Genomic DNA, 12,674 nt, shown 5'->3' on the forward strand with positions numbered 1-12,674 from the left:
TCGGTTTTCGAGCGCCGTTGCGGAGGACCGATGCGACGGGACGGACGGATGGCGAACTCCCTGCTCGCGCTGCTGAGCCGGGACTGGCTGGGGGTGCCGGTCGCGCTGGTGGTGGCGGGGGTGGGCGGCGGCCTTGTCGGAGTGGGGGCGGCCTGGGCGGTGGCGCTCGGTGGCCTGGCGATGGCTGTCGGTGTGCTGCTGGCGGCGGGAGCCGTTCGTCATCTGGTGCTGGTGGCCCGCGAGGGGCGGGAGAATCCGCCGCCGGGGCGCCTGGTCGATGTGGGTGGTCACCGGATGCACGTCCTCGCCGAGGGGGAGGCCGGGGGCGGGCCGACGGTGGTCTGGATGCCCGGCGGGCACGCCCCTGGTGAGGAGTTCCGGGAGCTGCACACGATGCTGTCGGCCCGGGGCCGGTCAGTGCTGGTCGACCGCCTGGGGACGGGCTGGAGCGACGTCGGGCCCTTCCCCCGGACGACGGCGGCCGAGGCGGAGGAGCTGCCGGCAGCGCTGGAGGGGGCGGGGGAGCGGGCCCCTTTCGTGTTCGTCGGTCATTCCTTCGGCGGGTTGCTGGTCGCGAACGTGGCCAGGCGCCGGCCGGATCTGGTGGCGGGGCTCGTGCTGCTGGATCCGACGCCCCTGGAGGTCATCGCCTTCGCGCCGCCCAACCGGCAGTTCGCGGCGATGCGCCGCGGCTTCCTGCTGACGGCGGTGCGGCACCTGTTCGGCGCGCACCGCGGCCCAGGCGGCCGGGTCGGGCAGGGCTGCGCCGCCGCGTCGATCTTCGCCGAGCTGTCGCCGTCCGGGTTGGCGAGGGTGGGCTGGGAGACCGTGGTGTACGACGGGGATCTCGGCGACCTGCCGCTGGTGCTGGTGATACCCCGGGACCTCACCGGCGGCGAGGCGGTGCTGGCCGCCGCCGGAAACGCCGCCGAGGCCGAGCGGATCAGTCGCTTCTACCTCCGCAGCAGGGTGCGGTACCTGGCGGCGTCGACGGCGTCCCGACTGGTGCACACTCCGGACGGCACCGGCCACGACTTCCCGCACGAGGCGCCCGAGTTCGTGGTCGGCGTGGTCGGGGACCTGGTGCGGGAGCTGCGTGTGATCACCCCATGACCGTCCGCGCCGAGCCTGCCCGGACCGGGCGTCGACGGGAGAAGGCGCCCAGGTCCACGACGTTGCCGGTGTGTTCGCAGCGGTAGCGGACCGGGTCACCGTCGTGGTCGTGGCCGGATTCGACCGATTCGATCAGGGCCGCGAGGAAGCGGCCCACCAGCGGAGCGTTCTTGAACTGGTTGCCGCTGGTGCCCATGGCGACGTAGTAGCCGTCGAGGGCGGTTCGGTCGTAGATCGGGGTCCAGTCGTCGGCGACGTCGTACACCCCCGCGACTCCGAGCGGCCGGCTGGGGACGCCGATCGCCGGGAAGCGGCGGGCTGCCCGGGTCACCTGGGTGCGGAAGCGGTGTGCGGTGGGGCGGGGGTCGGCATTGTCCGGATCGTCGATCCACTCGTGCGGGTCGCAGTCCGGCTCCGTCCCGCCGACCAGGAGGTGCCTGCCGGGGGCGGGTCTGAGGTAGGTGCCGAGGTCGAGGTCGGCGACCACGGGGCCGGGGCCGGCGGCGTGGCCGTCCGGCGCGACGACCTGGTGGACCTCCTCGCGTAGCGGGCGCACGCCGATCGTGAAGTCGCCCCCGACCCCCGCCAGCCGGTTGAGGCCCCCCGACCACGGTCCGGCGGCGTTGACCACGACCGCGGCGGTGATCCGCGTCCCGTCGGCCAGGCCGATGCCCGTCACCCGGTCCGCGTGCCGGTCGACGGCCACCACGGTGTGATGGAGGAGGAAGCGGGAGCCCAGCTCGCTCGCCGCGTCCGCGAGGTTCTGGGCGGCGAGCTGCGGGTCGTCGACGTACCCGGCGTCCGGGGTGAACAGGGCGCCGAGCTCACCGGCCGGGCCGGCGAAGAAGGCGTCGTCGTCCACCGGCTTCGGAGGCCAGTACCGCCCGGGATCGATCCCGGGAAGGCTCCCGCGCAGCGTCGGGGTGTCCCAGCGCTCGTACGGGACGCCGGCGCGGTCGAACAGGGCGGTGACCTCGGACGGTACGACCGCGGGGGAGTCGAGCAGCACGGCGCCGGTGCGGTGGAAGACGGCGAGCGGGCGGCGGCCGGCGAGCCGCAGGTGGTCGGGCCAGGACGTCCAGAGGTGCTGAGCCTCCCAGGCCGTGGCGACGCCGTCGAAGGTGGAGAAGTTGAACCGGATGATCGCGCTGGAGGCGCTGGTGGAGCCGTGGCCGACGGCACCCGCCTTGTCCACGACGACCACCTGCCGCCCGGTGCGCGCGAGTTCGAGGGCGACGGCCGCGCCGATCACCCCGGCTCCGACGACCACCGCGTCCGGGTGCATGACGGTCATGACGGCCTCTCCTCGGGTGGGGGTGTGCGCAGGGACGGCACGGAGGCGAGCAGTGTCCGGGTGTACGGGTGCTGCGGGGTGCGCAGGATGGCCTCGGTGGGGGCGGTCTCGACGATCCGGCCGTGCCGCATGACCGCCACCGTGTCGGAGACGTGGCAGACCGCCGGCAGGTTGTGGCCGATGAAGAGCATGGACAGCCCGAGCCGTCGCTGGAGTTCGCGGATCGTGTTGAGTACGGCGGCCTGCACCGAGACGTCGAGCGCCGAGGTGATCTCGTCGGCGATCAGCAGGCCGGGTTCGACGGCCAGGGAGCGGGCGATGGCGACTCGCTGGCGCTGCCCGCCGGACAGTTGACGCGGCAGGCGGTCGGCGAGCCGGGGGTCCAGGCCGACAAGGCCGAGCAGCTCGGTGACGCGCTCGGCACGGCTGGGCCGGTCGAGTCGGCGGAAGACGGTGGCCGCTTCGACGAGCGCCTGACGGACCGTCATCCGCGGGTCGAGCGCGGTGTCCGGGTCCTGGAGGACGACCTGGACCAGGCGGCCGAGCCGACGCCGGTCGCGGACGGTGCGGGCGCGGACCTCCCGGCCGTCGAGCAGGACCCGGCCACCGTGCACGGGAGTGAGGCCGACGACCGCGCGGGCCAGGCTCGACTTGCCGGAGCCGGACTCGCCCACGAGCCCGAGCGTGGTGCCGGACGGGACCTCCAGGGACACCCCGTCGACGGCGGCGACAAGGCCGTGCGGGCCGTGGTGGCGGACAGTGAGGTCGGAGACCTGAAGGGTGGTCACAGCGCGACCACCTCCGCCGCCACCGGTACCGGATTCCAGCAGGCCACCCGGTGGACCGCGTCGAGGTCCTCCAGCGGCGGGGCCTCCTCGGCGCAGCGGTCCTGGCGGCGCGGGCAGCGGGGCGCGAACGGACAGCCCGGGGCGGGAGAGAGCAGGTCGGGCGGCGTTCCCGGCACGGTCGGCAGCGGCCGGCCGCGGTCCGCGGTGAGGTCCGGTACCGATTCGACCAGTGCGCGGGTGTAGGGGTGCCGGGTGCCGGCCGTGAGACGGTCGGCGGGCAGGGCCTCGACGATGGTGCCCGCGTACATCACCAGGACCCGTTCGCAGAACTCGCCCACGAGCGCGACGTCGTGGCTGATGAACAGGATCGCGGCGGAGGTGTCCCGCCGGATGTCGGACAGCAGCCGGGTGATCCGCCGCTGCACGGTGACGTCGAGCGCGGTGGTCGGCTCGTCGGCGATGATCAGGCCCGGCCGCACCATCAGCCCGGAGGCGATCATCACGCGCTGGCGCTGGCCCCCGGAGAGCTGGTGAGGGCGTGAGCGCAGCAGTGCCGGAGGCAGTGCGACCCGGCGCAGGGCGTCGGAGGCCTCCGAAGCGGCCAGCGCGCGGCTCGCGCCGCGGTGGGCCCGGGCGGTCTCGGTGAGCTGGGTGGCGACCCTCAGGGACGGGTTGAGTGCCGAGGCCGGGTTCTGGAAGATCACCGCCAGGCCCGTCGCGAGGTGGTGGTCCCGTTCCTTGGGTGTCAGGGCGGCGAGGTCGACACCGAGCAGGCGCAGGGTGCGCCGGGACACCCGGGCCCCGGGCGGGAGCAGGTCGGCGATGGCGAACGCGGTGAGCGACTTGCCGGAGCCCGACTCGCCGACGAGCCCGACGATCTCGCCCGGCCGCAGTGCGAGGCTCACACCGCGCACCGGCCGGATCGTGCCGTCAGGAGTGGGGAGTTCGACGTGGAGGTCCTCGACCTGGAGCACCAGGCCGTCCTCGGCGGGGCCACTCGGGGCGAGCGTCGGTGCGGGCGTGCGCGTCGCCGGGCCGCGGCGGGCGACGCTGCCGGCCAGGACCTCGCCGAGCAGCTGGAAGGTCAGGGCCGCGTAGACGATGGCCAGGCCCGGAGCGAGAGCCGGTAGGGGGTCGGCGTAGATGCGGGTGAGTCCCTGGTTGAGCAGCTGCCCCCAGTCGTACCCGGGCGGTTGGACGCCCAGGCCGAGGAAGCTCAGCCCGGAGAGTGCGACGAGGGCGGTGCCTGCCGCGGTGGTGGTGCTCAGCAGCAGGGGCTCGGCGATGTTGGGCAGGACGTGCCGCCACAGCAGCCGGTGGCGGCGCAGGCCGAGCACCCGGCCGGCGGCCAGGTGGTCGGTGCCCGCCACGCCGGCGGCGAGGGTCTGGGCGAGTCGGGCGAATCCGGGGACGCCCGCGACCGCGAGGGCGAGCACCGCCCCGCCGGCGCCCGCGCCGAACACGACCGCGAGGAACATCGCGACCAGGAGCGCGGGGAAGGCGAGCAGGAGGTTGATCAGCCCGGAGAGCAGCCGACGGGCGCGCAGGCCGACGACGGCGGTGGACGCCCCGAGGAGAACGCCCCCGGTCGCGCCGAGCAGGACCGCCGCGAGTGCGAGGAACAGGGACGACCGGGTGGCCGTCAGGACCCGGGCGAGCAGGTCCCGACCGAGGTTGTCGGTGCCGAACGGGTGCGCCGCGGACGGGCCCTGGAGCACCGCCGAGGGGTCCGGGCGGTCGGCAGACGCGCCCCAGACGAGCGGGCCGACCAGTGCGAGCACGACCAGCGACGTCAGCATGGCCGCCGTGACCCAGGCCATGGGCGAGCGCGGGCGTCCGAGTGGAAGGGGCATGGTCAGGTCTCCCGGATCGCCGAGCGGGGGTCGAGCACGGCCAGCACCACGTCGACCAGGAGGCCGGCGAGCAGCACGGTGGTGCCCAGCACCAGCACCATCGCCTGGACCACCGGGTAGTCCTGCGCGACCACGGACTGCGCCATGGCCGAACCGATGCCGGGCCAGTCGAAGACCTTCTCCACCAGCACGGTGCCGGCGATCAGGGCGGGCAGCAGGACCCCGGCGACGGTGAGTGTGGCGGTCGCCGTGTTCGGCACCGCGTGCCGCAGGTAGCGGCGTGCGGGGGACAGCCGTTTGCTCCGCGCGGTGCGCATGTAGTCCTCGTCGAGCACCTTCAACACCTCCACCCGGACGATGCGCACCAGGACGGCGGTGGGTGCGAGGGAGAGCGCGAGGACCGGCAGGACGAATGATTCGACGCCTGCCGCGCCGGCCACCGGGAGCAGCTGGAGGCCGACGGCCAGCAGCGCGGTGAGCCCGGCGGCCAGGACGAAGTCCGGCACCCCGGCCAGACCGGCGGTGACCGCGGTGAATGCCAGCTCGGTGCGCGGATGCCGGCCGTCGCGGGTGCGGACGGCGGCCAGCAGGCCGGCGGGCAGGGCGACGGCGAGGGTGACCAGGAAGGCGAGGCCGGCGATTTCCAGGGTGGCCGGCAGCCGGGTCCGGACCAGCTCCGCGACGGGTGCCCCGGTGACCAGCGAGGTACCGAGGTCGCCGTGCAGGAGGCCGCCGAGGTAGTGCTGGTACTGGGACAGGAAGGGTGTGTCGAGCCCGAGGTCGTGCCTGCGGGCGGCCACCAGGGACGGGGCGGCGTCGACGCCGAGGGCGGCGCGGACCGGGTCGCCGGGGACGAGGCGGATCATCGTGAACGACGCGGTGAGCACGACCCCGAGGGAGAGGATCAGCCGGACGGTGCGGCGGCCGAGGAACACCGTCCAGGGGTGCCGCAGCAGCGGGGGTACGGACATCGTGGGACCCGTCACTGGTGGAGGCGGATGCTGGTGGGGATGAGCTGGCCGCCGAAGGTGGTGGCGAAGGTGGTGCGGTAGCCGTACACGGTGCTCCGGCCGTCGGCGATCGGTAGCGCGTCGGCCGAGCGGAAGAGCGCGGCGGCGGCCCGGTTCCAGGTGCCGCAGCCCGCGGTGTCGGTCTCCCCGAGGGCCTGGGCGACCAGCGCGTCGTACTCGGGGTTGGTCACACCCGCGAAGTTGAGGCCCTGGGCGGGGGTGGGGCCGGAGAAGAACGGGATGAAGCCGACCGGCAGGGCGAAGCCCGGCGAGGTGCCGACCACCACGTCGAAGTCACCGCTCCGGTACATGGCGTTGACGAGGGCGGGCAGGCTCTCGGTGACCAGGTCGACCTTCGCGCCGAGCGCCGTCCAGTCCCGGGCCATGAGCTCGGCGACGGAGGGCAGGGTGGGACCGACGTCGGGGCTGGTGATCAGACGGAGCCGGAGCGCCCGGCCGTCCTTGGTCAGCCGGCCGTCGGTGGAGCGGGTCCAGCCGGCGGCGCGCAGCCCCTCGGCGGCGTCCTGCGCGGGCAGGTTGGCGGCGGCGAGGTCGGCGTGGCAGACGGCGCCCTCGGCGCCGAAGTCGGTGGCGGGCCGGCCGGTGCCGCCGACGGCGACGTTGGCGAGACCCTGACGGTCGAGGGCGGAGACCAGGGCGCGGCGCAGCGCCGGGTCGGCAAGGGGCCGGCCGGGGCGCTGGTTGAAGAAGGTCAGCCCGACCACGGTCGCCACGTCGGTGGCGGCCAGGCCGTGGCCGGTGAGCCGGGCGCGGTCCGGCCCGTTCACGTTCGCGATCTCGACGCCCCCGCTGAGCAGGAGGTTCGCCGCGGTGGAGGCCTGGGGCACCACCGGGATGACGATGCGTGCGGGGAGGCCGGGCTCTGCGGTCGTCGCCCCGGAGGGGCCCCACGTGTAGCCGTCGCGGACGGTGAACTCGTACGGTCCGCCGGGGGTGTAGCGGGTCAGTACGTAGGGGCCGGTGCCCTGGGTGGCGCGGTCCAGCGACTGGGGCCGGTCGAGGCCGGCGGGGCAGACGATCGGCAGCAGGCCGAGGGTGCGGGTGAGGAACGGGAAGGGGGCGGCGCTGGTCGCCGACACGGTGCCGGTCCGGTCGTCGGCGCTCGCGGTGAAGGGGACGTTGGGCAGCACGGTCCGGGCGCCGGCGAGCTGGTTGGCCGGGTCGCCCGCGTAGGTGAGCGCCCGGGCCACCGCGGAGGCGGTCAGGGGGGTGCCGTCGGCGCAGGTGATTCCCGGGCGGAGGGTGAAGGTGGCCGTGGTGGTGGTGGCCTGCCAGGAGGAGGCCAGGCCGGAGACCACGGTGCCGTCGGGGGCGAGGCTGACCAGTGAGTCGTAGGCGTAGCGGGACTGGGAGGCGCCGAAGGCCGAGTACGGGTTGAAGCTCGGGGTCTCACTGGCCGCCGCGATCCGGACGGTCCCGTGGTCCACGAGGGGGGTGGTCGTCGAGGACCTGGTGGTGCCGCCGCAGCCGCTCAGCGCGACGGCAGCGGCGGTCATGGCGGCCGCCAGGGCGACCAGAGGTGGGCGACGGGGCATGGCGTCATGGTGCCACCGGGCATTGGCGGCGGCGATTCAACTCGGCTGAGGGAAAGGCCTGTTCGAATGGATGGGGCCGCCTCTCGCCTTGCTGGGAAAGGTGGGCGTCGACGCGGGGCGGCGGGTGTGGCGATCCCCGATTCACTCTTTCGAGGGGCGCCGCGGCCCGGGTGTCGCCGACCGGGGGACCTGACGGTCCGGCATCGTCAGTATGTCGGCATGACGACGAACGCACCGGATCGCGAGGTCGGTCACCTGGCGGACCGATACTGGGAGTTCCTGCTGGAGCGGGACCCGTTGCTGCGAGTCCGCCAGGGGCTCCCGGTCGAGACGCTGCCGGAGGCGTCGCTCGGCGAGGCCGAGCAGCGGGCCCGGTTCGCGGCGGGAGTTCTGGACCGGGTCCGGGCGCTCGACGACGCGGAACTGCCCGGTGCGGACGCCGACACCGTGGCCGTCCTCGTGGCGCTGGCCGAACAGGAGCTGCGGGCCCGCCGGTGGTACTGGCTGACGCCCGCCGCCACGCCGTACCGGCTCTTCCCGCTGTCGCTGTACGTCGACGCGGTCCTGCGCCCCTTCCATTTCGCCGAACGGGCCGACGCCGACCGGTACTTGACGCTGGTGCGCGACCTCGCGCGAGTGGTCGGCTCGATCGGCGACAAGGTGGTCGGGCAGGCCTCGCGCGGCTTCCGGGTGCCGGCACCGGCCCTGGCCGGAGCGCGGGCCGTCATCGAGGGCCTGCGGTCCTCCGCTGCGCACCGGGTCACGGTGGCGGACGACCGGCTCGGCGGGTTGGGGCCGGCTGGGCGCGGACGCCTTCGGGACGGTGTACGGAGGCTGGTGGAGGCCGAGTTGGCTCCGGCCTTCGACCGGCTGCTCGCGTCCGTCGACGACCCGGCCCAGCCGGGGGATGCTCCGCAGGAGGTCGGGTGGGCGCGCTACGAGGACGGCGAGGAGGCGTACCGGGACTTCGTCCGGACCCACGCCGGGGGCGACACCGAGCCCGAGCGGCTCCACGAGCTCGGCCGCGACCAGTGCCGTGAGCTGGCCGAGCGGATGCGGGAGGTGCGCGCGGCCCTGGGCTTCCACGGGTCCGAGGCCGAGTTCCACGAGCGGCTCGGGACGGAGCCCCGGTTCTACGCCCGGACGCCCGAGGAGGTCGAGGCGCGGTTCCATGGCCACCTCGACCGGCTGGCTCCGATGCTGCCGCGATGGTTCGCCGCCCTGCCGGCCGCGCCGTACGGGCTGGCCCGGCTGGACCCGGCGCTGGAGGCGGGGATGACCTTCGGGTACTACGAGCAGCCCACCGCGGCGAGCCCGGTCGGACGCTACCGCTACAACGGCTCGGACCTGGACCGGCGGTCGCTGCTGGGAGCGGCCTCCCTGATCTACCACGAGCTGGCGCCGGGCCACCACTTCCACCTCGCCCGGCAGGCGGAGAGCCGGTCGCTGCCGCAACTGCGCCGTGAAGTGGCCGAGTTCGGCGCGTTCAATGAGGGATGGGCCGAGTACGCGGCCGGTCTCGGCTGGGAGATGGGCCTCTACGACGACCCGTGGGACGCGTACGGGCGGCTCGCGCAGGAGCGGTTCACCGCCCAGCGCCTCGTGGTCGACACCGGGCTCAACCTCGGGACCATGAGCCTGGTGCAGGCGCATGACTTCATGCGCGCCAACTCCACCGAGGCGGAGGCCCAGATCGCCTCGGACCTGTTGCGCTACTCGACGGACCTGCCCGGTCAGGCGCTCTCGTACCGCGCGGGCTATCTGGAGTTCGCCCGGCTTCGGGTGGGGGTCGAGAGGGATCTGGGCGCCGGGTTCGACGTGCGGGCCTTCCACGAGGCGGTGCTGGGCGGTGGCGCTCTGCCGTTCCCCGCCCTGCGGCGGAGGGTGGCACGGGAACTCGGCAATTGATCCTCCCGGGTTAATAGATGTGATGAGCGGTTGATTCGGTGAATGTGCGTACGGCAATTCGCGCTACTCGGGAAGGTCAAGAACACTCGCACGAGTGAAACCCGCCGATGCCGTTTGGTCTCGATGCATCCGGCTCGACTACGGTGTCGAAGGTTGTGGACGGCGAACCCGTGAATCAAGGAATTCGATCCGACGGAATAATCCGACGGAATGACTGGCGGATTCCGGAGGCGGGCGTGTCCGTCCGCCCAGCTGTGCGCCGCTCCGGTGTTCGCAGTGACCGGGGTCCCCGTCATACGTCTGCGTAGAGAGGATGGAGCATCATGCCACCCGTAGTCCCGCCGTTCCTGGTCGGTCTCATCGTCGCCCCACTGGCCAAGCGTCTGCTCAAGCCGCTGGTGCGTGGCGTCGTCAAGACGTCCGTCGGCATTGTCCTGGAGGTGAAGAAGGCGGCCCATGAGGCCGGGGAGAACATCCACGACCTCGCGGCCGAAGTGGCCGCCGACATGGTGGCCGCGCAGGTCGCCTCCGGCGACGGCCAGCGTGCGGCCGACGGTGCCGTCCCGAGCGGAGGAAAGGACGAGGTCTCCGACCGGGGCGAGGGCGAGGCGAGGACCCCGAAGATCCGCGCGACCGCCGGAGCCGGCAAGCCGAACTGACGGTCGGTCCGGCGGCCCCACCCGTCGCCTGGGCGCGCGTTCCGACGAATGCCGGAATGATGCGCCCATGCGGCGGTCGGCCGCGGGACCGCCGGCCACATCGCTTCCCCCTTCAGAACCTCCCACTCCTTCGCAGTGTTCCGTCGTGCCGATGACGGATTCCCGCGACCTCCGCAAACAGGTGATCGTACACATGCCGTCTCTACTGGGTGCCGAAGCCGGATATCGCTCCGTGGATTTGGACGTGCGCCCTCGCTCGGTCATTCCGGGCCGCCAGCGCTGGGACGTCAGGCCGGTTCTCGATCGGCCCCGGACGGCCGAAATCCTCGCCGCAGCCCTGCGGCGCATCCCCGGGATCACCGAGGCGCAGGCCAACCCGGTCACCGGCAGGGTCCTCGTCCGGCACGACGCGCGCGTGAGCGCCACGGACGTCGGCCGGATCGTGCGCCGAGCCGTCACCCTGGTCGTGGCGGGCCCGGCCCCAGCCGCCCGCCCCGCACCGCCGCGATCCGCCTCCGGGCCGGCGCCGCGGGCGGACCGCGGCCTCGTCGTGCGTCCCGTCCTCGCCGTCGGGGGCGGGGTGGCCGCCGGCATCGCGCTGATCCGCGGCTCGGCGCTCAGCAGGCAGCTGGTCGCGCTGGGCGGCGTGGCGGCGGCGACCGCGACAGTCCTCCGGAAGGCCTGGCGGCGGACGGCCGACGTGAGCCGGGAGCTGTCCGGAGACGGAGCCGAACGACACCCCCTGCTGGAGATCGTCGGGCCGCACCGGCGGCGCCTCTACCGCGCCTCCGCGCTGTCGGTGGCCTGCCAGGTCTCGGAGATGGCACTCGGAACCTTCCTCGGCTGGACCGCCCTGGTCCTCATCAAGGGCGAGGCCGCGCCGCTGGTCCGCATCGGTCTGACCACCGCGACCTCCCAACTCTTGGGCCTGGCAGGACTGGTGGCCGTCGCCTGCGCCGCCGTGGCGGGCCTCTCGTACTCCTCGAACCTCCAGTGGCGCGGGCTCGGCCAGGACATCGAGCACGACTGGCGCAGCGGCACGTACGCCCACGTGCAGCACCTCGAACTTCGGCACCTGGAAGGCGAACGGACCAGCCGGATCGCCGGCGTACTCACCGACGACGTCCGGCAGCTGGGCAACTTCTTCGCCTCCTCGGCCAACGATGTGCTGCAACTGGGCACCAGCCTGGCCCTGTTGGTGCCGGCGTTCCTGTTGCTGGCCCCGCAGATCGCCTGGATCGCGTTCCTGCCCATCCCGGTCATCGCCTGGCTGTCGCTCCACTACCAGGACAAGGCCGCGGCCGACTACGCCGTCTCCGGCGAGCGCCGGGCCAGGCTGCACAGCCAGCTGGTGAACAGCCTGGAGGCCGGCGCCACCGTCAAGAGCTTCTGCACCGAGGACTACGAGGCCGGGCGGATCGACGAGTTGAGCGAGGCGGCCCAGGAGAGCAACCGGCAGACCGACCGGAGCGCGATCCGCCACGCCGAGATCGTCCGGGTCTGCACGACCAGTTCGATGGCCGGCACCCTGCTGATCGGCGGCCGCTCGGTCCTCAACGGCACCCTGCGGTTCGAGGTGTTCAGCCCGCTGATCGGGCTGCCCCAGATGGTGATGATGCGGATGAACCGGCTCGGCGGCATCGTCGACCAGTACCAGCGCACGCTCGCCGCCCACGACCGGGTCCGCCGGCTGCGCGCGCTGCCCGTGGAGACCGAGGGCACCGGCGGGCCGCTCGACGCCGACAAGGTGCAGGGCGAGATCGTGCTCGACGACGTCACCTTCGCCTACCCCGGTCGGCCGCCGGTACTGGAGGACCTCTCGCTGACCATCCCCGCCGGGCAGGTCACCGCCCTCGTCGGCGCAACCGGATCCGGCAAGACGACGGTCGCCAAGCTGCTGCTGCGCTTCCAGGACGCGGCGTCCGGCAGCGTGCTGCTCGACGGCCGGGACGTGACCGACCTGCCGCGCCGGGACCTGCGCCACGCGATCGGGTTCGTCGCCCAGGATCCGTTCCTCTTCGACGGCAGCATCGCCGACAACATCCGCTACGGCAGCTTCGAGGCCTCGGACGAGGCCGTGGTGAAGGCGGCCACGATGGCCGAGGCACACACCTTCATCGCGACACTGCCGGACGGCTACGACACGGTGATCGGCGAGCGCGGCGCCGCCCTCTCGGGCGGCCAGCGGCAGCGGATCGCCCTGGCGCGGGCGATCCTCAAGGACGCACCGGTCGTCATCCTCGACGAGGCCACCTCCGCCGTGGACAACGAGACCGAGGCCGCCATCCAGCGCACGCTCCGCGGTTTCGCGGCCGACCGGACGATGGTCATCATCGCCCACCGGCTCTCCACCGTGCGCCACGCGGACCGGATCTACGTCATGGACAAGGGCGGCGTCGTCGCCGAACAGGGCACCCACGACGAACTCCTCGCCCAGCACGGACTCTACGCATCCCTCTGGCAGCTCCAGGCCGGCGAACTCGCCGCCTGACC

9 protein-coding genes are annotated in these 12,674 nt (G+C 73.5%); 4 read left to right on the forward strand and 5 right to left on the reverse strand.

Annotation, left to right across the window (positions count from 1 at the left end; genetic code table 11):
• The first annotated feature begins 48 nt into the window (after positions 1–48).
• The gene (locus ACFU7Y_RS05105) at positions 49–1,113 is read left to right on the forward strand and encodes an alpha/beta fold hydrolase (RefSeq protein ID WP_224282823.1); all 1,065 of its coding nucleotides are present in this window, start codon (positions 49–51) and stop codon (positions 1,111–1,113) included.
• On the opposite strand, the gene ACFU7Y_RS05110 is transcribed toward ACFU7Y_RS05105, so the two are convergent.
• Genes ACFU7Y_RS05110 through ACFU7Y_RS05130 form a run of 5 tightly spaced genes read right to left on the reverse strand, consistent with a single transcriptional unit; the run spans position 1,103 to position 7,614 of the window.
• Complete coding sequence (locus tag ACFU7Y_RS05110; protein ID WP_224282822.1) at positions 1,103–2,407, reverse strand: FAD-binding oxidoreductase; 1,305 nt, start codon at positions 2,405–2,407, stop codon at positions 1,103–1,105. The two genes, ACFU7Y_RS05105 and ACFU7Y_RS05110, sit on opposite strands and share 11 nt — an antisense overlap.
• Complete coding sequence (locus ACFU7Y_RS05115; RefSeq protein WP_224282821.1) at positions 2,404–3,195, reverse strand: ABC transporter ATP-binding protein; 792 nt, start codon at positions 3,193–3,195, stop codon at positions 2,404–2,406. Before ACFU7Y_RS05115 ends, ACFU7Y_RS05110 begins: the two co-directional genes overlap by 4 nt.
• Entirely contained in the window at positions 3,192–5,015 is a 1,824-nt protein-coding gene (locus tag ACFU7Y_RS05120) for a dipeptide/oligopeptide/nickel ABC transporter permease/ATP-binding protein (RefSeq protein WP_380766518.1), read from the reverse strand. The genes ACFU7Y_RS05115 and ACFU7Y_RS05120 overlap by 4 nt, the downstream gene beginning before the upstream one ends.
• 35 nt (positions 5,016–5,050) lie before the next feature.
• Complete coding sequence (locus ACFU7Y_RS05125; RefSeq protein WP_380766513.1) at positions 5,051–6,019, reverse strand: ABC transporter permease; 969 nt, start codon at positions 6,017–6,019, stop codon at positions 5,051–5,053.
• Between the two features lie 11 nt (positions 6,020–6,030).
• Positions 6,031–7,614 (reverse strand): ABC transporter substrate-binding protein, encoded by a 1,584-nt coding sequence (locus ACFU7Y_RS05130; protein ID WP_380766514.1) that lies wholly within the window; start codon positions 7,612–7,614, stop codon positions 6,031–6,033.
• A 219-nt stretch (positions 7,615–7,833) separates the two neighbouring features.
• On the opposite strand from ACFU7Y_RS05130, the gene ACFU7Y_RS05135 reads away from it, so the two are divergent.
• The 3 genes from ACFU7Y_RS05135 (at position 7,834) to ACFU7Y_RS05145 (ending at position 12,672) form a co-directional block, all read left to right on the forward strand.
• Positions 7,834–9,522 (forward strand): DUF885 domain-containing protein, encoded by a 1,689-nt coding sequence (locus tag ACFU7Y_RS05135; protein WP_380766515.1) that lies wholly within the window; start codon positions 7,834–7,836, stop codon positions 9,520–9,522.
• Positions 9,523–9,845: 323 nt separating this feature from the next.
• Positions 9,846–10,181 carry a DUF5132 domain-containing protein gene (locus tag ACFU7Y_RS05140; protein ID WP_224284646.1) on the forward strand — a complete coding sequence of 112 codons (336 nt, stop codon included), beginning with the start codon at positions 9,846–9,848 and terminating at the stop codon, positions 10,179–10,181.
• A 244-nt stretch (positions 10,182–10,425) separates the two neighbouring features.
• Positions 10,426–12,672 (forward strand): ATP-binding cassette domain-containing protein, encoded by a 2,247-nt coding sequence (locus tag ACFU7Y_RS05145; protein ID WP_380766516.1) that lies wholly within the window; start codon positions 10,426–10,428, stop codon positions 12,670–12,672.
• Positions 12,673–12,674 lie beyond the last annotated feature (2 nt).

It is taken from the genome of Kitasatospora sp. NPDC057542 (assembly GCF_042801945.1).
Taxonomy (GTDB): Bacteria; Actinomycetota; Actinomycetes; order Streptomycetales; family Streptomycetaceae; genus Kitasatospora.